The sequence below is a fragment of the Vibrio sp. R-1 genome, assembly GCF_035615595.1.
Classification (GTDB): Bacteria; Pseudomonadota; Gammaproteobacteria; order Enterobacterales; family Vibrionaceae; genus Vibrio; species Vibrio cholerae.
The window spans coordinates 87,004-109,782 of record NZ_WPDC01000001.1 but is presented as its reverse complement, the minus strand read 5'-3'; the positions used below and the strand labels follow the sequence as shown (position 1 = coordinate 109,782).

Annotated in this window: 24 protein-coding genes, 1 riboswitch and 1 other annotated feature; of the genes, 5 read left to right on the top strand and 19 right to left on the bottom strand. The window is 47.9% G+C overall.

Going from position 1 to position 22,779, the window contains the following annotated elements; genetic code table 11:
- Window positions 1–89: 89 nt before the first annotated feature.
- The 9 genes from hisIE to GOU96_RS00485 all read right to left on the bottom strand — a co-directional run bounded on the left by hisIE (window position 90) and on the right by GOU96_RS00485 (window position 9,240).
- Complete coding sequence (gene hisIE / locus GOU96_RS00525) at window positions 90–722, bottom strand: bifunctional phosphoribosyl-AMP cyclohydrolase/phosphoribosyl-ATP diphosphatase HisIE (protein ID WP_001067503.1); 633 nt, start codon at window positions 720–722, stop codon at window positions 90–92.
- Window positions 719–1,492, bottom strand: a complete 774-nt coding sequence (hisF, locus tag GOU96_RS00520; protein WP_000880140.1) for an imidazole glycerol phosphate synthase subunit HisF — start codon at window positions 1,490–1,492, stop codon at window positions 719–721. The genes hisIE and hisF overlap by 4 nt, the downstream gene beginning before the upstream one ends.
- Window positions 1,474–2,211 carry a 1-(5-phosphoribosyl)-5-[(5-phosphoribosylamino)methylideneamino]imidazole-4-carboxamide isomerase gene (hisA, locus tag GOU96_RS00515; protein ID WP_114716611.1) on the bottom strand — a complete coding sequence of 246 codons (738 nt, stop codon included), beginning with the start codon at window positions 2,209–2,211 and terminating at the stop codon, window positions 1,474–1,476. Before hisA ends, hisF begins: the two co-directional genes overlap by 19 nt.
- A gap of 42 nt (window positions 2,212–2,253) precedes the next feature.
- On the bottom strand, window positions 2,254–2,865 hold the full coding sequence (hisH, locus tag GOU96_RS00510; protein WP_000193249.1) for an imidazole glycerol phosphate synthase subunit HisH: 612 nt from the start codon (window positions 2,863–2,865) through the stop codon (window positions 2,254–2,256).
- Window positions 2,865–3,938 carry a bifunctional histidinol-phosphatase/imidazoleglycerol-phosphate dehydratase HisB gene (hisB, locus tag GOU96_RS00505; RefSeq protein ID WP_076007707.1) on the bottom strand — a complete coding sequence of 358 codons (1,074 nt, stop codon included), beginning with the start codon at window positions 3,936–3,938 and terminating at the stop codon, window positions 2,865–2,867. The genes hisH and hisB overlap by 1 nt, the downstream gene beginning before the upstream one ends.
- A gap of 51 nt (window positions 3,939–3,989) precedes the next feature.
- The gene (gene hisC, locus GOU96_RS00500) at window positions 3,990–5,030 is read right to left on the bottom strand and encodes a histidinol-phosphate transaminase (RefSeq protein WP_076007706.1); all 1,041 of its coding nucleotides are present in this window, start codon (window positions 5,028–5,030) and stop codon (window positions 3,990–3,992) included.
- A 3-nt stretch (window positions 5,031–5,033) separates the two neighbouring features.
- Window positions 5,034–6,329, bottom strand: a complete 1,296-nt coding sequence (gene hisD / locus GOU96_RS00495; protein ID WP_071192164.1) for a histidinol dehydrogenase — start codon at window positions 6,327–6,329, stop codon at window positions 5,034–5,036.
- A gap of 4 nt (window positions 6,330–6,333) precedes the next feature.
- A complete protein-coding gene (gene hisG / locus GOU96_RS00490; RefSeq protein ID WP_001194701.1) occupies window positions 6,334–7,230 on the bottom strand; it encodes an ATP phosphoribosyltransferase in 897 nt (298 codons plus the stop codon).
- Between the two features lie 55 nt (window positions 7,231–7,285).
- Window positions 7,286–7,419: a sequence feature (His leader region), on the bottom strand.
- Between the two features lie 219 nt (window positions 7,420–7,638).
- Window positions 7,639–9,240: a Na+/H+ antiporter NhaC family protein gene (locus GOU96_RS00485; protein WP_095487191.1), complete on the bottom strand. Its 1,602-nt coding sequence runs from the start codon at window positions 9,238–9,240 to the stop codon at window positions 7,639–7,641.
- A 115-nt stretch (window positions 9,241–9,355) separates the two neighbouring features.
- Window positions 9,356–9,538, bottom strand: a riboswitch (Lysine riboswitch).
- A gap of 395 nt (window positions 9,539–9,933) precedes the next feature.
- On the opposite strand from GOU96_RS00485, the gene GOU96_RS00480 reads away from it, so the two are divergent.
- Window positions 9,934–10,341: an H-NS family nucleoid-associated regulatory protein gene (locus tag GOU96_RS00480; protein ID WP_001290200.1), complete on the top strand. Its 408-nt coding sequence runs from the start codon at window positions 9,934–9,936 to the stop codon at window positions 10,339–10,341.
- Between the two features lie 47 nt (window positions 10,342–10,388).
- Here GOU96_RS00480 and GOU96_RS00475 read toward each other — a convergent pair whose 3' ends face one another.
- The gene (locus GOU96_RS00475) at window positions 10,389–11,693 is read right to left on the bottom strand and encodes an inosine/guanosine kinase (protein ID WP_000671617.1); all 1,305 of its coding nucleotides are present in this window, start codon (window positions 11,691–11,693) and stop codon (window positions 10,389–10,391) included.
- 264 nt (window positions 11,694–11,957) lie between these two features.
- On the opposite strand from GOU96_RS00475, the gene mnmA reads away from it, so the two are divergent.
- Genes mnmA through purB form a run of 3 tightly spaced genes read left to right on the top strand, consistent with a single transcriptional unit; the run spans window position 11,958 to window position 15,141 of the window.
- Window positions 11,958–13,073, top strand: coding sequence for a tRNA 2-thiouridine(34) synthase MnmA (mnmA, locus tag GOU96_RS00470; protein WP_000109995.1), 1,116 nt, complete (start codon window positions 11,958–11,960; stop codon window positions 13,071–13,073).
- 22 nt (window positions 13,074–13,095) lie between these two features.
- Window positions 13,096–13,713 carry a high frequency lysogenization protein HflD gene (gene hflD / locus GOU96_RS00465; RefSeq protein ID WP_033932433.1) on the top strand — a complete coding sequence of 206 codons (618 nt, stop codon included), beginning with the start codon at window positions 13,096–13,098 and terminating at the stop codon, window positions 13,711–13,713.
- 57 nt (window positions 13,714–13,770) lie between these two features.
- Window positions 13,771–15,141 carry an adenylosuccinate lyase gene (gene purB / locus GOU96_RS00460; protein WP_053033909.1) on the top strand — a complete coding sequence of 457 codons (1,371 nt, stop codon included), beginning with the start codon at window positions 13,771–13,773 and terminating at the stop codon, window positions 15,139–15,141.
- 90 nt (window positions 15,142–15,231) lie between these two features.
- Here the strand turns inward: purB and GOU96_RS00455 are convergent, their stop codons facing one another.
- The 9 genes from GOU96_RS00455 to htpX form a co-directional block, all read right to left on the bottom strand.
- The gene (locus GOU96_RS00455) at window positions 15,232–15,759 is read right to left on the bottom strand and encodes a DUF3833 domain-containing protein (RefSeq protein WP_001234234.1); all 528 of its coding nucleotides are present in this window, start codon (window positions 15,757–15,759) and stop codon (window positions 15,232–15,234) included.
- Window positions 15,756–16,292 carry a chalcone isomerase family protein gene (locus GOU96_RS00450; protein ID WP_267780693.1) on the bottom strand — a complete coding sequence of 179 codons (537 nt, stop codon included), beginning with the start codon at window positions 16,290–16,292 and terminating at the stop codon, window positions 15,756–15,758. The genes GOU96_RS00455 and GOU96_RS00450 overlap by 4 nt, the downstream gene beginning before the upstream one ends.
- On the bottom strand, window positions 16,255–16,794 hold the full coding sequence (locus GOU96_RS00445) for a DUF2878 domain-containing protein (protein ID WP_001229555.1): 540 nt from the start codon (window positions 16,792–16,794) through the stop codon (window positions 16,255–16,257). The genes GOU96_RS00450 and GOU96_RS00445 overlap by 38 nt, the downstream gene beginning before the upstream one ends.
- Before the next feature lie 2 nt (window positions 16,795–16,796).
- A complete protein-coding gene (locus tag GOU96_RS00440; protein WP_000935156.1) occupies window positions 16,797–18,038 on the bottom strand; it encodes an SAM-dependent methyltransferase in 1,242 nt (413 codons plus the stop codon).
- Window positions 18,028–18,837, bottom strand: a complete 810-nt coding sequence (locus tag GOU96_RS00435) for a DUF1365 domain-containing protein (protein WP_001145046.1) — start codon at window positions 18,835–18,837, stop codon at window positions 18,028–18,030. The genes GOU96_RS00440 and GOU96_RS00435 overlap by 11 nt, the downstream gene beginning before the upstream one ends.
- A complete protein-coding gene (locus GOU96_RS00430) occupies window positions 18,837–20,114 on the bottom strand; it encodes an NAD(P)/FAD-dependent oxidoreductase (RefSeq protein ID WP_042988612.1) in 1,278 nt (425 codons plus the stop codon). Before GOU96_RS00430 ends, GOU96_RS00435 begins: the two co-directional genes overlap by 1 nt.
- A gap of 13 nt (window positions 20,115–20,127) precedes the next feature.
- Window positions 20,128–20,853, bottom strand: a complete 726-nt coding sequence (locus tag GOU96_RS00425) for an SDR family oxidoreductase (protein ID WP_000127637.1) — start codon at window positions 20,851–20,853, stop codon at window positions 20,128–20,130.
- Window positions 20,850–21,269 (bottom strand): nuclear transport factor 2 family protein, encoded by a 420-nt coding sequence (locus GOU96_RS00420; RefSeq protein ID WP_042988611.1) that lies wholly within the window; start codon window positions 21,267–21,269, stop codon window positions 20,850–20,852. Before GOU96_RS00420 ends, GOU96_RS00425 begins: the two co-directional genes overlap by 4 nt.
- Window positions 21,270–21,487: 218 nt before the next feature.
- On the bottom strand, window positions 21,488–22,351 hold the full coding sequence (gene htpX, locus GOU96_RS00415; RefSeq protein WP_000821682.1) for a protease HtpX: 864 nt from the start codon (window positions 22,349–22,351) through the stop codon (window positions 21,488–21,490).
- A gap of 255 nt (window positions 22,352–22,606) precedes the next feature.
- Here htpX and GOU96_RS00410 point away from each other — a divergent pair, with 255 nt between their 5' ends.
- Entirely contained in the window at window positions 22,607–22,777 is a 171-nt protein-coding gene (locus GOU96_RS00410; protein WP_000796532.1) for a hypothetical protein, read from the top strand.
- The last annotated feature ends 2 nt before the right edge of the window (window positions 22,778–22,779 follow it).

Here is a 22,779-nt window from a genome sequence, read left to right as displayed (position 1 = left end):
CAGCCAACACCGCTGCAGCTTCAAGTAGGAAGGCAATAACGCCCCAATAATGGGGCGTTATTGTTTGGTTGGAGAAACTCGTCTACCAATTACTTATGGCGTTCTTTCAGCTTATTGATCACATCATTCATGGCTAAGCCTTGCTCTTGTAGCAGCACCAACAAGTGATACATCAAGTCGGCGGATTCGCAAATCAGCTCCTCCTTATCCCCTGCCGTCGCCGCCAACGCGACTTCAACCCCTTCTTCACCCACTTTCTGCGCAATACGTTTGGTGCCACGCGCATACAAAGAGGCAGTGTAAGAAGAACTGGGATCGGCATTTTTGCGCTCTGCCAACAGTTGTTCCAACTGATGAAGCCAAACCATTTGTGACTCTTCTTGTGCATCACCATCCCAACAGGTCACGGTGCCTGTGTGGCAGGTTGGGCCAATCGGGTTCACTTTCACCAGTAGCGTATCTTGGTCGCAATCCAGCGCGATATTTTTCAGTTGCAACACATGACCTGAGGTTTCTCCCTTAGTCCACAAACGCTGTTTGCTGCGCGAGAAAAAGGTCACTTGTTGAGTATCAAGGGTTTTTTGCAACGCCTCAGGGTTCATATACCCCATCATTAAGACTCGGCTGGACTGAAAATCCTGCACAATCGCTGGCACAAGTCCGTCGACTTTCTGCCAATCAATACGGTCGGTTAGCGTGGCAAATGGGCTTGCTGGATTCATCGTCTCACCTCAATTCCTTGTTGTTTTAGATACTGCTTGAGTTCACCGATATTGATGATCTGCTTGTGAAACACCGAAGCGGCTAAAGCGCCATCGACGTTCGCTTGAGTAAAAGCTTGCGCGAAATGTTCCATCGCCCCTGCACCACCGGAGGCGATCAGTGGAACTCGGCACACCGATCGCACTAAATTGAGCTGCTCAAGATCGTAACCATTGCGCACACCATCTTGGTTCATCATGTTCAGTACAATTTCCCCAGCGCCGCGCTTTTGCACCTCTTGCACCCAATCACAAGTTTGCCACTGCGTAGCACGGGTGCGGTTTTCATCACCGGTAAACTGATAAACCTGATATTGACCTGTTTCTTTATCAAAATAAGAGTCGATACCAACCACGATGCATTGCACGCCAAAGCGATCCGCAAGATCGGTGATGAGTTGTGGATTCGCCAGAGCAGGTGAGTTAATTGACACTTTATCTGCACCGAACTCCAAGATTCGCGCAGCATCTTGCGCCGACTTGATCCCGCCCGCGACACAGAAAGGAATGTCGATCACTTCCGCGACTCGCGCGACCCAGCTTTTATCGACCACGCGGCCATCACTGGAAGCGGTAATATCGTAAAACACCAGCTCATCCGCGCCTTCTTCGGCGTAACGTTTGGCCAGTGGCACAATGTCTCCAATGATTTCGTGGTTACGAAACTGAACGCCTTTCACTACCTGTCCATCACGTACATCCAGACAAGGAATTATCCGTTTTGCCAACATGCGAATGCCTCCTGCGCGGTAAATTTGCCATCCAATAGCGCGCGACCGACAATCACACCCGCAACGCCTGTGCCTTTCAATGCCTCAATATCGGCAAGTGAACCAATGCCACCGGACGATTGGAACTGCACTTGTGGATATTGACGACAGAGATCGCGATACAGCTCAACGTTCGAGCCGGCTAGCGTGCCATCTCGGGAAATATCGGTACACAGTACGTGCTTTAAGCCAACCGTTAAGTAGTCATCAATCAAAGCTTCAATCGTCACGCCGGAATCTTCCTGCCAGCCGGAAATCGCGACTTTGCGCGTACCTTGTTCATCAATGTTGATGTCCAACGCTAAAACAATTTTCTCAGCGCCGTATTTTTCCATCCAGCTTTTGACCAATTGCGGCTGTTTAACCGCGGTTGAGCCCACCACCACGCGCTGCGCACCTGCTTCAAGCAGATCCACCACGTCTTGTTCACTACGTACTCCACCACCAATTTGAATATTGGCGGGTGTGCTCGCGAGCAGACGAGCAATCAAATCCAGTTGGCGTGCCGCGGTATTTTTCGCGCCAGTTAAATCCACCAAGTGCAACCAGTCTGCGCCAGCTTGGTGATACAAATTAAACTGCTCCGCTGGGTCTACTTTATATTCGGTCACTTGTCCGTAATCACCTTGATACAGACGCACAACCTGACCTTCAATCAAATCTAATGCGGGAATAATCATTGTGGTTCCTTGTATTGCGCCAGCTTTGACCAGCGCTTGTCCCTAAAGCTCAAGAAAGTTTTGAATCAAGCGTGCGCCCGCTTTTGAAGAGCGCTCAGGGTGAAATTGCACCCCGTAATAGTTCCCCGCTTGAATCGCTGCGCTGAACGGCTGACCATACTCGCACTGGGCAATAGTGTAATCGCCAACAGGCATAGCGAAGCTGTGCACGAAGTAGAAATACGCATCAGGTTCAATACCGTTAAACAGCGGATGCCCCTCTTTGACCTGTACCGTGTTCCAGCCCATGTGTGGCAACGGCAGATCGCCGGTTTGCAGCAAACGGACTTCGCCATCGACCAGCCCTAAGCACTGCACAATCTCATCGGCTTTCTGGCCTTTCTCTTCCGACAATTTGCCAAGCAGTTGCATGCCAAGACAGATCCCAAGCAATGGTTTTTCAACCCGTTTCACTAGCTCGATCAAATCGCGCTCAGTGAGGTTTTTCATTGCTTCGCTCGCGGTACCAACGCCGGGCAAAAACAGTTTGTCAGCTGCGAGCACCACTTGCGGATCGCGCGAAATCGTCACCGCATAACCTAATCGCTCAATGGCAAATTTGACCGAGGAGATATTGGCGCAGCCAGTATCAATAATCACCACATTCTGAGTCATCAGAGCACCCCTTTACTGCTCGGCAGATCGTTACCTTGCACCGTGATGGCTTGACGCAGCGTGCGACCAAACGCTTTAAACAGGCTCTCAATGATGTGGTGATCGTTATCACCACTGGATGAAAGGTGCAGAGTACACGCCAAGGTATCGGTCAATGAGCGGAAGAAGTGATAAACCATCTCAGTCGAGAGATCGCCCACTTGCGGGCGGCTAAAGCTCGCATCAAATTTCAGATACGGGCGACCCGAGAGATCCAACGCGCACTGAGCCAAACACTCATCCATGGGCAATGTGAAACCAAAGCGTCCAATACCACGTTTGTCACCCAGTGCTTCACGCAGTGCTTGCCCTAGTGCCAAGGCGGTATCTTCTACCGTGTGGTGATCATCAATGTGCAGATCGCCCACCACTTTCAGTTGCAGTTGGAAACCGCCGTGGGTCGCGATTTGATCCAGCATGTGGTCAAAAAAGCCCAAACCCGTTTCGATCTGATTACCGCCAGTTTGGTCAAGATTGACTAGAACCTGAATATCGGTCTCTTTGGTTTTACGCACCACTTGGGCAACACGCGGCTTGGTAGTGAGATCTTTAACGATATCCAGCCAACCCATAGTTTGCGGGTGGTATTGAATACCGCGAATCGCCATATTTTCCGCCAGTTGCAGATCGGTCATGCGATCGCCAATCACGGCTGACGATTTGAAATCGACTTTGCCACCTTGCAGATACTCTTTGACTAAGCCAAGTTTCGGTTTGCGGCACGAACAGTTATCACGCTCAAAGTGCGGGCAAATCAGCACATCATCAAACTTCACGCCTTGCGATTCAAAAATGTCCATCATCATGTTATGCGGCGCATCGAAATCCACTTGCGGGTAGCTTGACGTGCCTAAACCATCCTGATTGGTCACCATCACCAAACGATAACCCGCCTCTTGTAGCTTGAGCAGGCTTGGGATCACATAAGGCTCAAGTTTGAGTTTGTCCAAACGGTCAACTTGGAAATCCACTGGCGGCTCAACAATTAAGGTGCCGTCGCGGTCGATAAAAAGAATTTTTTGTTGTTTGCTCACAAGAATGTCCTTTTCATCAGCAGCCCGCGCAGCGAGCTGCTGTAAACAAAATTACTGGTAGTAGTTGCGAATAAACGCGACGGTTTTTTCACACTCTTCGCGATTGCCAACACTGATACGCACACAGTTTTCAATCGGTGAATTACGCAAAATAATGCCGTGCTCCCACGCCGCTTTAAACAGTGCATCACCATCAGGGAATTTCACTAATAGATAGTTACCCCAACCTTCAAAAACCTGCACACCCGGAACCATAGAGAGCCCCACTTGTAGGTAAGCTCGATTCGCGCCGAGATCCAATACTTGGTATTTGGCGCGCGCGAGACCTGCAGGTGATAAGGCTTGCACCGCGATTTCGGCAACCGGCACCGGCACCGGATAAGGCGCGATCACTTTGAGCAACACATTGATGAGTTCAGCATTGGCAAGCGTGAAGCCACAGCGTAGTCCCGCCAAAGCAAAAGCTTTAGAGAGTGTGCGTAGAATCGCCAAGTTCGGATATTGGGCGAGCAAATCGACCGTCGACGCCTCTGGGCAGAAATCGATGTAGGCTTCATCCATCACCACAATGGCGCGATCTTTGGTCATCTCCAGCAGTTTGATGATGTCGGCACGTTTGACCAAGTTGCCAGTCGGGTTGTTTGGACTACACACAAACACCAATTTGACGCGATCCAGATTGGCCTCAATGCTCGGTAAATCGAGTTGCCAATCAGTAGTCAACGGCACTTTTTTACGCTCAACACCAAAGGTTTCTGCACTGATCGCGTACATGCCATAGGTTGGAGGGCAGAACAGAATCGCGTCCTGATTGGGTTCGCAAAACGCACGGATCAAAAGCTCAATCCCTTCATCCGCGCCGCGCGAAGTCAGCACTTGCTCCGGCTGTACTCCAGCGTAATTGGCGTAGGCTTGGATCATCGCCTTAGGTTGACAATCACTGTAACGATTAAGGCGCGCAAAATCGGTTTTGTATTCGTTATTAAAAGGCGATTCGTTAGCATTGAGCCAAACATCACCACTACCACCAATACGACGCGCAGAAAGGTATGGGGTTAACGCCTGAATTTGTTGACGAGCCAGTTTTTCCATAATTTATTGAGCCTTCTGTAATTTTTCTACTCGAATCGTAACCGCACGTTTGTGCGCGTCTAACCCTTCCGCTTCTGCCATCGTGACGACGGTGGGCGCGAGCAATTGCAAGCCATCAGCGGTCAGCTCTTGCACTGTCATGCGTTTGCTGAAATCGGCTAAACCTAAGCTGGAATAGGTGCGGGTGTAACCGTAAGTGGGTAGCACATGGTTAGTACCTGAAGCGTAATCACCTACCGATTCTGGCGACCAATCGCCAAGGAAAATGGAGCCTGCATTATCGAGCAGTGGAACCAACTCACGCGGATTGCGCGTCTGCACAATCAAGTGCTCAGGTCCGTAGTAGTTAGAAATCGACACCGCTTGAGTGAGCGATTCAGCAATAATGATCAGACTGGAAGCCAAGGCTTTTTCAGCAATACTGGCGCGCGAAAGCACTTTAAGCTGCTGTTGTACCGCATCAGTCACTTGATCGGCCAACACTGGTGATGGTGTGACCAGAACCACCTGTGAATCTGGGCCGTGCTCTGCCTGACTGAGTAGATCGGCAGCAATAAAATTGGCATCCGCCGTTTCATCAGCAATCACCAATACTTCTGAAGGTCCTGCAGGCATATCAATCGCTGCGCCGCGAAAATCGTTACTCACTTGGCGTTTTGCTTCTGTCACATAGGCGTTACCGGGGCCAAAGATTTTGTCAACTTTAGTGACCGTTTCCGTACCGTAAGCCATCGCTGCAATCGCTTGGCCACCGCCTAGATTGTACACCTCATCGATGTTACACAGCTTAGCGACGTAGAGAATTTCATCAGCAATCGGCGGCGGTGAGCAGAGCACCACTTTACGACAACCGGCGATTTGCGCAGGCACACCGAGCATTAGTACGGTTGATGGTAGCGGTGCGCTGCCACCCGGAATATACAGACCGACTTTATTGATCGGGCGAGTCACTTGCTCACACACCACGCCCGGCATGGTTTCCACTTTGATTGGCTGCGCTTTTTGCGCCTTGTGGAATTTGCTGATATTGTTGTATGCCTGCTCCAACGCCTGTTTCATTGTTTCCGACAAACGCGCGGCAGCGGCATCCATCTCTTCGCGAGATACGCGCAGTGAAGCGGGTTTTACACGATCAAATTTTTCAGTTAATTCAAACAGGGCTGCATCACCCTCACTGCGCACTTTCGCAATCACCTGCGCAACTGCGGCAGTGATGTTTGCTCCTTCGGTAATCGCAGGACGTTCTAAAATCGATTCTTGCTGAGCTTCACTCAACGATTGCCAAACCACGGTTCTCATCGCCTTACTCCATCATTTTTTCAATCGGTAACACCAAAATTGAGCTAGCACCGAGGGCTTTCAGCTGCTCCATGGTTTCCCAGAATAGATTTTCCGAACTCACCATGTGTACCGCGACTTTGGATTTGTCGGCAGACAAAGGAAGCACTGTTGGGTCTTCCGCTCCGGGCAACAAGGTTTTGATTTGCGCCAACTTCTCAACCGGAGCGTGCAGCATGATGTATTTCGATTCTTTGGCTTGTTGCACGCCGTGCATGCGAGTGAGGAGTTTATCGATCAGTGCAGCTTTATCGGCAGCAAAAGCACCTGGGCGCTGAATAAGCGTCGCTTTCGATTCAAAAATCACTTCCACTTCTTTAAGACCGTTGGCTTCTAAGGTCGCGCCAGTGGAGACCAGATCCGCAATCGCATCAGCTAACCCTGCACGCGGTGCAACTTCAACCGAACCCGTCAACATACAGGTGCTGAAATCCACGCCTTGGCGATCCATATAAGCTTTGAGCAGTTGTGGGTAGGTGGTGGCAATACGCTTACCATTCAGATCTTGCGGGCCACGATACTCAGCATCTTTTTCAATCGCGATCGACAGACGGCAACCACCAAAATCCATACGGCGCAGGGTGATAAATTCGTTACGTTGGTTGAGTGCTAGGCGATCTAAACGTGTTTCTTCAAGCACGTTTTCACCAACAAAACCCAAATCCACCACCCCATCCATGATCAGTCCTGGAATGTCATCGTCACGCACCAACAACAGGTCAATCGGCATATTCAGTGAATGAACCACCAAGCGCTCGCCCATGATGTTGAATTTCACACCGCATTTTTTCAGCAGTTCTTGGCACTCTTGGCTCAGGCGGCCTTTTTTCTGTATCGCGATTCTTAGTCGTTGTGTTTGCATGTCATTCTTCCTTTGCAATTTTTTGAATTTAATAATTTTTCCAAAGCTTAAAACGAAAAACCCTCGGGAGGTTTGGTCTCCCGAGGGTTAGAATCTTTTTATGGCTCTGATTTCAACTCCGGGAGATTCCTGTCCCCCGGGTATGCGTACATCTCCCGAAAGACACCTTAGGGATGATGATGGTGATGAATGTTCATTACGAAATTACGCATACTTAGTGGTTTCTGTCTGTTTGAGAACTGCCTTCACACTAACTAAGCTAAGTTTTTTTTTCAACCACAAATTGACACTTTTCTGGTTATTTTTTTATGACGGCTTTAAGAGCTCATCACCACCACTCAAAGCTGCAACTAAGGTTAGCGATAAAAAAAGAGGCCGACTGGCCTCTTATCTCTATAGCGATGCGAATTACGCAGACACTTGTTTGCTCACTTTGGCTTTTGACAGAGCTGCAAAAATTAAGCAAACCACGACAAAGCTCACGGATGCGGCAGCTAAAGCCAGCCCGAGTGAAGCAAAAATTCCCAGCACCACGTAACCAATCGCTGACACTAACGCAACGGCCAACGCGTAAGGCAGTTGAGTCGCAACGTGGTCAATATGATGACAACGTGCTCCCGTCGAAGAGAGAATCGTGGTATCTGAAATCGGAGAACAGTGATCGCCAAATACGGAACCGGCAAGCACCGCACCGAGCATCGGCAGCATAAGTGCAATATCTGTAGCGCCCGCCATGTCACCCGCAATCGGCAGCATGATGCCAAAAGTGCCCCATGATGTGCCGGTAGAGAAAGCCATCGCGCCTGACAAGATGAACAGAATGACCGGAAGCCAATGTGGGTCAATATTGCCTTGTACGAGAGAAGAGAGATAAGCACCGGTCTTCATGTCACCGATGACAGAACCTATGGTCCATGCAAAAATCAGGATCAAAATTGCACCAAACATCGATTTCGCACCAATCCATAAGGTTTTTGCGATTTCAGCCATCGGTAGTTTTTGGCGCAACACGGTCACAAAAGCCATCGCCAGACCGACTAATCCACCATATACCAATGAAGTACCAACATTGGTATTTTCAAACGCCCCAAAAATATCAAACGACTGACCACTTTCCGCTAATGCACTTGCGCCAGTCCAAATCATCGCACCAATGGTCGCAACGACTAAAAACACAATCGGCAACACGAGATCGAGTACTGTACCGCGTTCACTTTCACGAATATCAAGCTCTTCATTGAGTTCGTGGGCCTCTTGTGTATCTGTACTCGGGTCTTCATCAAAACCACGCCCTTGAGAAGCGGCAATTTCATGCTTGCGCATCTGGCCGATATCCATTTGGAACCACACCACCGCAAATACCATCAGCAACGCAAAGATCGCATAGAAGTTCATCGGCACTAAACGCAGATAAGCACCTAATGCGGAATACTCCTCGATACCGTGCGAAACTAAAATGCCACCGATAATAGTCATGATATACGCACCCCAACTTGAGGCGGGCATGACCACACACATAGGCGCAGCAGTGGAATCCAGAATGTAAGCGAGTTTGGCACGCGAAACGTAAAAACGATCGGTCACTGGGCGAGAAATAGAACCGACAGCGAGGCTATTAAAATAGTCGTCAACAAAAATGAATACGCCTAAAAATGCCGCCAGTAATTTAGAGCCACGTTTACTTTTCACCCGGACTTGTGCCCACTGAGCAAAAGCGCGAGTGCCACCCGACAACGTCAGTAGCGCAGTCATCATACCCAGTAACAGTAAAAAGCCGACAATACTCATATTCCAAGCATTGATCGCGCCCTCTTTGACAAACACGCTACCCACTTGTGTGGCGATATATTGCAACGACTGACCAATAGAATAATCAGCCAGCAGTAAAGCACCTAAAAAAATCCCCACGCCAAGAGAAAGGAGTACACGGCGAGTCACAATAGCCAAACTCAATGCCACCAGCGGTGGTAAAACAGAGAGTGGCGAAGAAGCAAAATCGATTAAATTCATGATCTTCCTAAACCAGTAAAAAATGGTTAGAGATCTACTGCAGACAAATCAAGCGACATCATGTCAACTTAATTTATGTTGAACTAAGCGAAAGGGAAGCGAACACTTCACCCAACCCTACAGTAGCGCTCCATAGTTTAACAACAATATAGACTATGGCAGTGTTACACCTATTGAATGTAACCCCAGCCAACTGCGTTGATGGGCAAGTTGACTTCGGCGGCAACGCCTTTTTCCACAATTCATTGGCATCACCCCAACTGTGGATACTTTTCGTAACCGCTCCTCTACGGCGAAAACTTCATCCTAATCTGCCAATTCATTTGGCTCATTTAGTCTGCTTTTCGCATTAGGTGAGAGACATTTTACTTAACAAAAATATCAATGCAACTAGGTTCCAGTGAGAAAAACAAGTGCCACAGCTCACAAATCAATCATTTCATTGATACTTATTTCATAAAAACACCGCAAGACTTGATATATAGAACTAATATTATTTACCTGTATGATAAGTTCCTGCAGCTGCTTTTATATGCGTCTGCAGTATTCTAAATAGTAAATTCATTAAATAAACATCATTTTATATTTTTACTTTCTTACTATTTTGACTTAATATTTGCAGCGAAAACTTGTCAGTATAATAAGCTAGGTTTAGTATTAACTCGTTATCCAAATTGTGAACAGGAAATGGTAATGTCGGAAATCACTAAGACTTTATTAAATATTCGTAGCCTACGTGCTTATGCGCGCGAACTGACTATTGAGCAACTTGAAGAAGCGTTAGATAAATTAACGACCGTCGTTCAAGAGCGTAAAGAAGCAGAAGCAGAAGAAATTGCTGCTCGTGCAGAGCAAGAAGCGAAATTAGCCGCAATTGCTGAACAAATTGCTAAAGATGGTATCGACCTCGAAGCGCTTATTTCTGCGCTATCAGGCGAAACTAAAACGAAAGCAAAAGGCAAACGTGCACCTCGCCCTGCAAAATACAAGTATATCGACACCAACGGTGAAGAAAAAACTTGGACAGGCCAAGGCCGTACTCCTTCAGTGATCCAAAAAGCACTGGATGAAGGTAAATCTCTGGAAGAATTCGCTCTGTAATTTTGCCAGAAACTAAAATGATAAAGGCTCCCGAAGGAGCCTTTTTGTTACCTTTCCCAATAAGCCTCTTCAAGGCTATCTTCTCGCTCAGGAAGACCACGTGAAAGACGTGGTGAGTGCTGCGCCAATACTTCATAACTTGCACGGTTAGAGTATTTGCAAACTTGAGAGAAAGAAGAATAGGTTAAAAACTCATGTTGATGCTTACTTGAGTTAGGGACGTTTTCTTTATGGTATTTATTAGCCGCCATATCATGCAGTAGAGCTGATAATGCTGCATCTCCAGCACCATTGGTATTTTTTATCTTCTCTGGACCGCCCATATACGGTGAAATATGTGAATAAACACGAATAGGATTTATACAACTCTCTTTACGTGCGGGACGGCTAAATTCATAGCGGTTAAATTCTGGGACCGATCCCGGTAATAACGGTAATGACGTTTCACGTTTAGCGGAATCTTCGGTGTAACCCGCCATAAATAAACCGACTGGGCCTGCGGTACACAGTACTAAATCAACCCAATCTAACGCTTTATCTGAGGCTGCGAGCGGATCGCTTTCTCCTGTTAAAGCTAATGCTTCATCTTCATTCATTGCCACCACAGTGACATGATCACGTAAAAATTCTTGCCAGAATTTCGGATCATCTTGAATAACAAATTTAGTACCTAGGGTTAATACCACAGGCACATCATATTTTTTGGCATATTCAATGGCACGCATTGTTGCTTCCGGCATTGGATCGCCTTCTTTACAACGAACTAAATAAGCCGTGATCACTAATGCAGAAGCACTAGCAAATATTTTTTCAGGAATACTGTCTGGGCGTAATTGGTTCATTTGACCTTCGCTGATCGCGAAAGTACGTTCACCATCTTCGGTAATTAAGGCAAAGCAGCGGCCAATCGCACCATCTACACCTTGTAAATAGTTGAGATCCATGCGGCTAGAAGTGTTACACAGATAGCGATAACCGTAACTGCCAATTTTAATATCTTGGCTCATCACACCCAGTAGCGTGGAGCGATCATCCGCAAGCACGGAGTAATTATGCAGCGTATTCCCTATGGTTCCACCTGCATATTCATTGGTAATCAAACGCTGCTCTTTTAATTCGTTGTATAACGCTTCTGCAGCCTGATCATCAATGACCAATGAGTGTCCTTTACTTAAACCATAACGCTCAATCAAATCTGAATCGACTTTGGCCTCTATATCCACTAGGGTTTGGTCAATACCGATAATGTGGGTGCGCGACATCTTCTTATTTTCTTGCGCTTGAATGACCAGAGGATCACGCGCGTGAACCGGAAAATAATGCTTAGATTTGCGTTGGCCAGGAAATTTCATAAAGGTTACTTGGGTTCAAGGATGAAAGGAGCGCCGATTCTACCGCGCACCTTTTAGTGCAGCAATAAAGGAAAAAAAAGCAAACGTTTGCACGCTGAGGATTTTATTTCGCGCTCTTCTCTTAGCGCTTGGAGCGCAAGTGATTCAATAGGTTAGCAACATAGCGCTTAGGTTCGGGGAAGTGTGATTAGCGTCTCGGATCTGTCCTCGAAAAATTCTTTCTGTTAGAATCCCCGTCCAAGTTCCTCAAGTGGTAGATAAGTGATGTCTGTAGAGCACAGCGCAAACAGCCAAAAGAAAGTGATTGTCGGTATGTCTGGAGGGGTTGATTCCTCTGTTTCAGCCTATCTTCTCAAGCAACAGGGTTACCAAGTGGAAGGCCTGTTTATGAAAAACTGGGAAGAAGACGATAACGAAGAGTATTGTACTGCGGCGGAAGATTTAGCCGATGCTCAGGCGGTGTGTGACAAACTCGGCATCCCACTTCATACCATTAACTTCGCAGCAGAATACTGGGATAACGTATTTGAATACTTCCTCGCGGAATATAAGGCGGGACGTACTCCTAACCCAGATATTTTGTGTAATAAAGAGATCAAATTTAAAGCCTTCTTAGAATTTGCTGATGAAGTGCTGGATGCAGACTACATCGCCATGGGGCACTATGTGCGTCGCACCTTCCCGCAGAATGGCGAAAAACCGCAAATGCTGCGCGGTTTAGACGGTAATAAAGACCAAAGCTACTTCCTTTATACTCTGAGCCATGAGCAAGTGGCACGCAGCCTATTCCCCGTGGGTGAACTAGAAAAACCTGAAGTACGCCGCATTGCCGAAGAACAAGGCTTAATTACCGCGAAGAAGAAAGATTCAACCGGGATTTGTTTTATCGGTGAGCGCAAATTTACCGACTTCTTATCTCGCTATTTGCCAGCCCAACCGGGTAAAATTGAGACCCCGGAGGGCAAAGTGATTGGTGAGCACCAAGGCTTGATGTACCACACTCTCGGACAGCGTAAAGGTCTGCACATTGGTGGTATGAAAGAGAGCAGCGAACAGCCATGGTATGTGGCGGATAAAGATCTCAAACGGAATGTGCTCATCGCAGTACAAGGCGCGGATCATCCCCTACTCAAATCGCATGGTTTGGTGGCGGCTCAGTTACATTGGGTTGATCGCACCCCCATCACAGAACCTGTACGTTGCAGCGTGAAGACGCGTTATCGTCAAAGTGACATCGCTTGTACCATCATTCCCCTGAGTGATGACCGCATCAAGGTGATGTTTGACGAGCCACAAGTGGCCGTGACTCCGGGACAATCCGCCGTCTTTTATCAAGGTGAAATCTGCCTTGGTGGCGGCATTATTGAAGAGCGCATTTAAAGTCAATTTTTAGGAGATTTACGTGGCTAACGCAATTTACGACCGTACCATCGCTTTCGCTGGCATTTGTCAGGCAGTGGCACTTGTGCAGCAAGTCGCCAAAAATGGGTACTGTGATTCTGATGCGTTTGAAACGTCGCTCAAAGCGATTACTTGTACCAATCCAAGTAACACGCTTGAAGTTTTCGGTCACGAAAGTCAGCTCAAGCTCGGCTTAGAGTGCTTGGTCAAAGGGATTGACAGCACGCCATCAGGTAGCGAAATCACCCGTTACCTGATCAGCCTAATGGCGCTTGAGCGTAAATTAAGTGGTCGCCGCGATGCCATGAGCCAACTCGGTGACCGCATTCAAATGATTGAGCGTCAGCTTGACCATTTTGACTTATTTGATGATCAAATGATCAGTAACCTCGCCAGCATTTACCTTGATGTGATTAGCCCAATTGGCCCGCGCATTCAAGTGACTGGCACTCCAGCCGTATTACAGCAAACCACTAACCAGCACAAAGTGCGCGCCCTACTCCTGTCAGGGATCCGCTGCGCCGTATTGTGGCGTCAGGTTGGTGGACGCCGTCGTCACCTGATTTTCGGTCGTAAAAAGATGATCGAACAAGCGCAGATTTTGTTAGCGCGAATCTAAGTGATGACTACCCACTCGAATTACTCACACCTTTAACTCAATATTCAGGAGAAGAACATGGAACTGTCAGCATTGACTGCTGTTTCACCGGTAGATGGCCGCTACGGAAGTAAAACGATTGCGTTACGCAGTATCTTCAGTGAGTTTGGTCTCCTAAAGTACCGCACTATCGTTGAAATTCGCTGGCTACAAAAGCTAGCCGCCACTGCTGAGATCGCAGAAGTGCCTGCATTCAGTGCCGAAGCGAATCAATTCCTTGATGCGATTGCCGCCAACTTCAATGAGACGGATGCACTGCGTATCAAAGAGATTGAACGCACCACCAACCACGATGTAAAAGCCGTGGAATACTTCCTGAAAGAGAAAGTAGCGGCCATGCCTGAGCTGCATGCCGTCAACGAGTTCATTCACTTTGCTTGTACTTCCGAAGACATCAACAACACTTCACATGCGTTGATGCTCAAAGAAGCGCGTGACACGGTGATCCTGCCTGAAATTCGCAACGTGATTGACGCAATTCGCAAACTGGCCGAAGAGTACCGCGATATTCCGCTGCTTTCTCGTACTCACGGTCAGCCAGCCTCTCCGTCGACCATGGGTAAAGAGATGGCGAACGTGGCCTACCGCATGGAGCGCCAATATAAGCAGATCGCTAACGTAGAAATCCTAGCCAAAATCAACGGTGCGGTGGGTAACTACAACGCGCACCTTTCTGCTTACCCAACGGTAGATTGGCATAAATTCAGCGAAGAATTCATCACTGAATCTTTGGGCGTAGATTGGAACCCGTACACCACGCAAATCGAGCCGCATGATTACATTGCTGAGCTGTTTGAAGCGGTGGCACGTTTTAACACCATCTTGATCGATTTTGATCGTGATGTTTGGGGTTACATTGCTCTGGGCCACTTCAAACAAAGAACCATCGCGGGTGAAATTGGTTCTTCTACCATGCCACACAAAGTCAACCCAATCGACTTTGAAAACTCAGAAGGTAACTTGGGTCTGGCGAATGCGGTATTTACCCATTTAGCGCAAAAGCTGCCTATCTCTCGTTGGCAACGTGACCTAACGGATTCTACCGTGCTGCGTAACCTCGGTGTGGGTGTCGGCTATGCCATCATCGCTTATACCTCAACTTTGAAAGGCATCAGCAAGCTGGAAGTGAACCGCGACGCACTACTTGCAGAACTGGATCACAACTGGGAAGTTCTGGCAGAGCCAATCCAAACCGTGATGCGCCGCTACGGCATTGAAAAGCCATATGAGAAGCTCAAAGAACTGACTCGTGGTAAGCGAGTAGATGGCGAAGCGATGCGTCAATTCATTGATGGTTTAGCACTGCCAGCGGAAGAGAAAACGCGCTTGAAAGCCATGACACCAGCCAGCTATATTGGCTACGCGATTGAGCTGACGGACAAGCTGTAATCTCGACAAGAGAGACCAAATGACTAAGGGGAGCAACGGCTCCCCTTTTACTTATCGACGACTTATCGACTTGGTTTATACCAGAGCGTTTCACTCGTGCTTTTCAAAAAACAGAGTAATCCGACCGACTTCAAGACCAAATTTGCGAATTTTGGTTAAATTAAATACTCGCTTGTCATCTTGTCGATAAAGCCAGTCATCGAAGTGTACTTGCACATCGCCGCTGTCGAGTTTCAACACAAAATCGTATTGCCACTGCAGTGCATTACCCACTTCTTTACCGCGAGCCGTTCCAACAATGTCATCCGCTTGTCCTTCGTACTCATCATCAGCCGTTCGGTTAATCGTCCAGATCCGTTGATCCTTCTCCCCATCATCAAACACGAAGTCTTCGACTAGAATCAGTTGGTTATTCTCAATCCGACCTTCAATTACCACCTCAAAACGGCGCGTCTGCTTCTCGGTATAGTCTTGCACCATACCCCACGCATGTGTCGTTCCGACAAAGTAATTGAAGAGATCAAACTTAGGCGTCGTCGCACGATAATCATCAATCTCTGCCGAACATCCACTAAGCCAGATACAGAGTAGTAATAGCCAACATTTAGCCAATCTCATGGTCGATTCATTCCTATCAATTGATTACGCAAGGTTAAATATTCCGTTTGCGGCGACAGCCAAATGGAGAGAAAAGCATCATTAAATGCTTCATCATCAATGCGGCCTACCGAACGTTCCGTCTGTTGTTGGCGACTAAAGAAAAACTCTCCGCGCTGCCCATCAGAGACATACACTAGGCGATCTCCCATCGCGACATCCGGCAGTATTTGCTGCAGTTGCTTCAACCACGCTTGGGTTTGCGGTGCGGTGAATCCCAGTTTTCGCCACTGATCCTCAGTAGCATCCACCAACTGTTTACTGCTGATATCGCGCAAATAACGGATCTCAAGAGCCACAGGATGTGGCGAGACATCTTGCGACTCATGATACAGGCCATCAGGCGCTCGCAACTGCGAGGAGTAGATATCCAGCCACAGCCATGAAAGGGTGGCCTGCCCAACAACTGGCCATTCTGCCCATCGCTGGAAAGTTTTATGCTCCGCTTGCGCCGCATTAGCGACGGCGGCGTAACCAAGTCCGCTCGCGAGCAAAACGAATAGGGTTATAAGTCCTTTTTTCATGCCTCATTACCTTCAACAGTAACCAAGTGATACCTATCCATTCCAAAAACAGTGCCAACATGACGATAAAGGTGGGGTATTCCCAACCAACCGCGCCCATTCGGTAACCAAACCAATAACTTAAACTTCCCAAAACGCCTCCGGCGAGACACAGAAGAGTATGGGAATATTGGTTAAGCTGCGGCAGTAAGTGGCCTGCATACCAAGTAAACGCAAACCAGAGTGCCACCAACCAAAGTGGAAATTGATCGTCGGCAAAGGTGAGTAACCCAAGCAGCATATTGCTGCTGTCTATCATGATGCCAACCACCGCCATCCAGACCATTTTTTCAAACAGCGGATGGCGCTGGATTGCCGTTAAGCCATAGGTGGCAACCACCAGTAATGTGGTGAGCCATAACCAGGTTTGCTGCCCCAAGACAGCCAGCGCCCAGAGCAGGTCAAACCATAATGATATCGCCACTAATGCCATGATTAATCTCGTTCAAAAGTCATGTGCACGGTACTGATGCTACGGGCTAAAAAGCCACCTTCGCAGTAACAAAAGTAATAACGCCACATACGGATGAAACGTTCGTCATAGCCAAGATCACGCACTTTCGGCAGTTGCTGCTCAAAGCGGTCACGCCAGTGTTGCAACGTCAGTGCGTAATCCATGCCGATGTCATGCAAGTTACGCAACACCAACCCAGTGCGTTTGGTGGCTAATTCGGTCAACACACTGATCGAAGGCAAAAAACCGCCGGGGAAAATGTATTTCTGAATAAAGTCCACGTTATTGCTGTAGCTTTCATAACGCTGATCGGCAATGGTGATTGCCTGAATCGCCATTTTGCCGCGCGGCTTCAGTAACGCATAACATTGGCTCAAAAACGTCGGCAAGTAGGCCTTACCCACCGCTTCAATCATTTCAATCGATACCAACTTGTCATACTGACCGCTCAGCAAACGGTAGTCTTGTTTGAGCAGGGTAATTTGGTTATTTAGCCCAAGTGCCGTAATTTTTTGCTGTGCGTAGGCATACTGCTCTTCAGAAATGGTGGTGGTGGTGACCTTACAGCCATAGTGCTGCGCCATGTAAATCGCCATCGCGCCCCACCCCGTACCAATTTCTAACACGTGATCGGTCGGTTTCAGTTGTAGTTGCTCACACAAACGCTGCATTTTGGCTTGCTGCGCCTGCTCTAGTGAGAGCTCAGGTTGGGTAAACAGCGCACTGGAGTAAAGCATCTCTTCATCGAGGAACAGTTGATAAAGCTCATTCCCCAAATCATAGTGCTGGTGAATATTATCTTTGGCTTGATCTATGGTGTTGCGTTTGAGCCAGTGAGTGAAACGGTTTAACCATTGAGTCACAGGACTACTTTGACTTTCTAGCTTATCCAGCGTACCGAGGTTGGCAGCCATCAACTGCATCAAAGCCGTCAGATTAGGGCTTTCCCACCACCCTTCCATGTAAGCTTCTGCGGCAGCAATACTCCCGCCCTTCAATACTCGGCTGTAAAAATCCGGGTGTTTAACTTCAATCACGGCATGAATGGCATCGGGCCTATCTTGGCCAAATTGTTCATGCGTAGTTTGGGTTTGATCGGGGAAATGTTCTATCACCGTTAAATTGCCTTCGAGATACTGTAATGCACGGTGAATGATACTGCGGGCACCTTTCTGCCAACTGGTGAGAGAGCGGGATATTTCCATCGACGAGCTATTTAACATGAGGTTGCTCCTTATTATTGTTCTGAGTTTGGTCTGGGTGCGCATAAAACGGGGCACCTTTGCGCCACAATTTGAAAGCGTGCCAATAAATGCCCAATACCACTTTTACTGCCATGATCGGCGTTTTGATCAATCGAGGTAATAAATTGCCTGCGCTCAAGGGTTCAGCCTGCATCGCTAAGGTGGCATCAAACTCTTTATCACTACGATGACACTCAAGATGGATCATCAGCGCGCGAGTTAAGGGTTTAATTTTCCAGCAGTATCTCTGTTCGATGGGATTGAATGGCGAAACATGAAACGCTTTCGCATGCTGCCATTCAATCACGGCAGCCTCTTCTGAGGTTAATGCTGCTTGTGCTGGAACCGCGTAGTAGTGGCGCTCATTCCACGGGGTATTGCTGACTTCAGCCAACAGATAACGCCAACGCTTTTCGCTATCGTAGACGTAGTAAAAGTTGACTGGGCTAAAATAGATTCCGAGATAGCGCAGGTGCAGCAAAGCCACCACTCTGCCGCCTTCTATTCGCTCTCCCGTCAGTTGCTCGATCTTATCAAGTACTGCTTGTTTGAGCGGGCCTTGCCCGAGGTAATCTTCACGGCGAAAACGCGCCCAATGCCACCAACGCTCACCCAATCCCCACACTTTATCCGCCAACTGTGGCCATTCATCTAAATCAATACAAGGCATAAACAGCGGATAGTTGAGTGCGTGCTCGACCGGCGTAAAACGTCGGTGTCTGACTTGTCCAACCATCAAACAACTTTGCCACTCGGTGCTATCTTGGGGCACAGGCATTAGGCCGCTCCTTGCTCACTGCGCTGTGCGTAAGCTTCCAATTGGGTCACCACATCCAGCGCACTGCGTACCCCATCCTCATGAAAGCCGTTATGCCAGTATGCGCCACAAAACCAAGTATGGTTGACACCACTGATCTGCGCTTTTTTCTGCTGCGCTTCAATCGCAGGACGAGAAAACACCGGGTGATGATAGGTAAATCGGCGCAATGTCTTGCTCGGGTCAATGTCCTCACTACTATTGAGTGTGACACAGAACGTCTCTGGCGCTTCAATATGCTGCAAAATATTCATGTTGTAGGTCAAAGATGGCAAACGCGTTTCTTGATTGGCTTCACCTTTCAACCAGTAATTCCAAGCCGCCCAAGCCGCTTTACGTTTGGGCAGCAGACGAGTATCCGTATGTAACACCACTTCATTCGCCTGATAAGCGAGTGCAGACAGCAGTTGTTGTTCGGTGGAACTTGCATCACTGAGCATGGCAAGAGCTTGGTCGCTATGACAAGCAAAAATCACCTCATCAAAACGCTCACTCTGACCATTGACCACAACTTCTACCCCACTTGGTAAACGCTTCACTTGAGTGACCGCGCTATTGAGGCGGATGCGATCGCCAAATCCTTGGGTTAAAGGGGCAATATAACTGCGCGAACCGCCGGGGATCACATACCACTGCGGACGATTAGTAACATCCAGTAGGCCATGGTTTAGGAAAAAGCGCGCGAAAAACATCAGAGGGAAAGCTCGCATATCCGCCAGAGAGGAAGACCAAATCGCCGCCCCCATGGGCAGAATGTAGTTTTCACAGAAGTATTCAGAAAACTGATGCTGAGCCAGAAAATCACCTAAGGTTTGCTCATTCGCCAATTGATTATCGACGCACGCTTTCGTTAAACGGTTAAAGCGTAAAATCTCCGCGATAAAACGATAAAACTTTGGATTCAGCCAGTTACGTTTTTGAGCGAATAAGGTCGTCAGGGTATGCCCGTTGTACTCCAAACCGTTAGCATCATTACGCACACTAAAGCTCATTTGCGTCGGTTTACCTTGCACGCCAATCTCATCCATCATTTTGATGAAATTGGGATAGGTTCTGTCGTTATAAACGATAAAGCCTGTATCCACTGCGTATGGCTTACCCGCAAGCTCAACATCCACCGTCGCAGTGTGCCCGCCAATGTAGTCATTGGCTTCGAATAGGGTGATATCGTGATAACGGTGCAGATAGTAACCACAGGTTAAACCTGAAATGCCCGAGCCAATGATTGCAATTTTCATCAAAAAATCCTTATTAAGCCTTCAACAGACGTCGAACTAAGCGACCTTGCCATGCATAAGGCAAAGCACCGAGTAACCGAATCAGCCAAGTAAATCGTTTAGGGAAATAGAGTTGTGACACACCGCGCGCCAAGCCAGCTTTGATCTCCTGGGCGGCACGCTCTACTGTGATGATCATCGGCATGGCAAAAGTATTGCGATCCGTGAGTGGTGTGGCGACAAAGCCCGGAAAAATGGTGGTGACTTCGATACCAAGCGGACGCCAATCGAGTTGAAGCGTTCGTGCTAAATAAGCGACGGCCGCTTTGGAAGCGCCATAAGCTTCTGCTCGCGGCAAGGCCAACTCACTGGCAATCGAGCCGACAATCGCCACACGGTGACCACGGGACAAATGTGGCTGTATACCTTCAATCACCGCCGCTACGCCAAGCACATTGATATTGAACACACGTGCCATCAGTGTGACATCCATCTTGCCATCGTCGATGTACTCACAATCGCCTGCATTTAAAATCCAGAGTTCCGGCTGACATGGAAGCTGCGCTAATGCCGCTTTTGTGCCGGGATGATCGGTGACATCAAACGCCAAGGGAAAAATGTTGGCATATTGTGTATGTAAGCTGTCTAACACCGACTGATTACGTCCACACGCAATCACTTGCCAACCCTGTTTGGCATAATCCAACGCCAGTTGTTTACCAATTCCGGAGGTCGCACCGGTAATGAACACCGCGGTCATTGTCCTAGTCTCCGCTTAATCGCGCGGATAACTTGCCCAAGCACAGGCAATTGCTCATAAAGCATTTCCCCCATATCGAAATAATCGCGATGGTAGGTCACTTTGCCCTCGGCAAAGCGCAAGTGGCTCACGCCTTTCACATCCACCTGTTCGCCCTTGGCTAATTTTGGGTGACGTAAATGCATGGTCCAGACCAAAAACGCACCCTCATTGACTGCATACTGCTCATGAATGGTAAAAGTACAGGTCTGAACATTTTGGTAAAGATTCAGAAAATACTGGTAAAGGGCGTCAAACCCTTCGATGCGATGTGCGGCATCTTCAAACACCACATCAGGATGATAGATTTCAATCAGCCTATGTAATTGGCTCTTATCTAATTGTTGATAAAACTGCGCGACGTGTTGTACGTCCATAATGCTCATCCCTAAAGTTATACAAATTTAAGATTCGTATAATGCATTACAACCATAGTTGAGTTTGTAAAGTTGTACAAGATTTTTTCTGTACAACTTTATACTTCATGTTACGAAACTCAGAATGTAAGGGATCACTAAAGAGCGTTAAGAAAACGAGCTCAAGAAGACTATCAATCAAGATAAACAAAACCAGCCCGAAGGCTGGTTGGAAGAGATTACATATTGCGCAGTGCTGCGATACGTTTTTCAAGGGGTGGGTGAGTCATCATTAATTCGGATAGAGAGCGTTTACCTGTGATGCCAAACGCCATCATCGAACCTTCAAGATGCGACTCCTGACCCATTTTCAGGCGTTCTAACGCCGCAATCATCTTGTGCTTACCGACTAACTGAGCGGCACCCGCATCGGCATGGAACTCACGGTGGCGGCTATACCACATGGTGATGAAGCTGGCTAAGAAACCAAACACCAATTCAAGCACCATAGATACACCGAAATAGACCATCATGTTGCTGCCTTCACCTTCTTCCGAATCACGTGAAGCCACGATATTGGCAATAAAGCGTGACAAGAAGATCACGAAGGTGTTCACCACCCCTTGCATCAGCGTCATGGTGACCATGTCACCGTTAGCAATGTGGCTAACTTCATGCGCCAACACAGCTTCGGCCTCATCACGCGTCATGTTGTGCAGCAAGCCCGTTGAGACCGCGACCAGAGAATCATCACGCTTTGCACCCGTGGCAAACGCATTCATGTCTGGCGCATCATAAATCGCCACCGTTGGCATACCGATACCCGCTTGGTTTGCTTGGCGACGTACCGTTTCCAATAGCCAATGTTCCATCTCATTGCGTGGAGTATCAATGACGACACCACCCACTGAGCGTAGTGCCATACTTTTTGACATCAGCAGTGAAATAAATGCACCGCCAAAGCCAAACACAGCCGCCATCACCAACAGACCAGACAAACTCCCCGGCTGCATGCCCGTGACGGCATAAACAATATTCAAAACAACACTAAGCACCAATACGACAGCAAGGTTGGTTGCTAAGAATAACAATATACGTTTCATGACTTAATCTCCGAAGGAAACTTCTCAGCGGTTGCGATGCGCGACTTTACCACACATCGTTTGTTCTTATTTACAACATATGTTCTTTCATTTGAAAAACAAGGTTAAGTAGGAAATTGCAACATTTAATGTCTAGCTAACCTAGCAGGCGTTTTAAATGAGCAGAGATATAGACTTTGGTCGTATTGAGATAGGCATAGCGAAAGAATAGAGTGCGGAAGTCAAAGGAATTTCACCATAAACAAAGGAAAACACATGGCTGAAGCACATAGCTATCAAATGGCGATTGATTTACTTTGTTGTCATTTAGGTATCAGTGAACAAGAAGCTCGTACTCAACTCGGATTGGAAGCCAAAGAGCAGACGCTGCAGCAGCAGATCGTCGATACTCAACACTCTTTAATGGGTTTGAGCGCAGAGAAATAGCC

Coding starts and splice junctions, on each gene's coding strand:
- hisIE (WP_001067503.1), bottom strand. CDS start 722: ATGAATCCAGCAAGCCCATTTGCCACGCTAACCGACCGTATTGATTGG.
- hisF (WP_000880140.1), bottom strand. CDS start 1,492: ATGTTGGCAAAACGGATAATTCCTTGTCTGGATGTACGTGATGGACAG.
- hisA (WP_114716611.1), bottom strand. CDS start 2,211: ATGATTATTCCCGCATTAGATTTGATTGAAGGTCAGGTTGTGCGTCTG.
- hisH (WP_000193249.1), bottom strand. CDS start 2,865: ATGACTCAGAATGTGGTGATTATTGATACTGGCTGCGCCAATATCTCC.
- hisC (WP_076007706.1), bottom strand. CDS start 5,030: ATGGAAAAACTGGCTCGTCAACAAATTCAGGCGTTAACCCCATACCTT.
- hisD (WP_071192164.1), bottom strand. CDS start 6,329: ATGAGAACCGTGGTTTGGCAATCGTTGAGTGAAGCTCAGCAAGAATCG.
- hisG (WP_001194701.1), bottom strand. CDS start 7,230: ATGCAAACACAACGACTAAGAATCGCGATACAGAAAAAAGGCCGCCTG.
- GOU96_RS00485 (WP_095487191.1), bottom strand. CDS start 9,240: ATGAATTTAATCGATTTTGCTTCTTCGCCACTCTCTGTTTTACCACCG.
- GOU96_RS00480 (WP_001290200.1), top strand. CDS start 9,934: ATGTCGGAAATCACTAAGACTTTATTAAATATTCGTAGCCTACGTGCT.
- GOU96_RS00475 (WP_000671617.1), bottom strand. CDS start 11,693: ATGAAATTTCCTGGCCAACGCAAATCTAAGCATTATTTTCCGGTTCAC.
- mnmA (WP_000109995.1), top strand. CDS start 11,958: ATGTCTGTAGAGCACAGCGCAAACAGCCAAAAGAAAGTGATTGTCGGT.
- purB (WP_053033909.1), top strand. CDS start 13,771: ATGGAACTGTCAGCATTGACTGCTGTTTCACCGGTAGATGGCCGCTAC.
- GOU96_RS00455 (WP_001234234.1), bottom strand. CDS start 15,759: ATGAGATTGGCTAAATGTTGGCTATTACTACTCTGTATCTGGCTTAGT.
- GOU96_RS00445 (WP_001229555.1), bottom strand. CDS start 16,794: ATGGCATTAGTGGCGATATCATTATGGTTTGACCTGCTCTGGGCGCTG.
- GOU96_RS00440 (WP_000935156.1), bottom strand. CDS start 18,038: ATGTTAAATAGCTCGTCGATGGAAATATCCCGCTCTCTCACCAGTTGG.
- GOU96_RS00435 (WP_001145046.1), bottom strand. CDS start 18,837: ATGCCTGTGCCCCAAGATAGCACCGAGTGGCAAAGTTGTTTGATGGTT.
- GOU96_RS00430 (WP_042988612.1), bottom strand. CDS start 20,114: ATGAAAATTGCAATCATTGGCTCGGGCATTTCAGGTTTAACCTGTGGT.
- GOU96_RS00425 (WP_000127637.1), bottom strand. CDS start 20,853: ATGACCGCGGTGTTCATTACCGGTGCGACCTCCGGAATTGGTAAACAA.
- GOU96_RS00420 (WP_042988611.1), bottom strand. CDS start 21,269: ATGGACGTACAACACGTCGCGCAGTTTTATCAACAATTAGATAAGAGC.
- htpX (WP_000821682.1), bottom strand. CDS start 22,351: ATGAAACGTATATTGTTATTCTTAGCAACCAACCTTGCTGTCGTATTG.
- GOU96_RS00410 (WP_000796532.1), top strand. CDS start 22,607: ATGGCTGAAGCACATAGCTATCAAATGGCGATTGATTTACTTTGTTGT.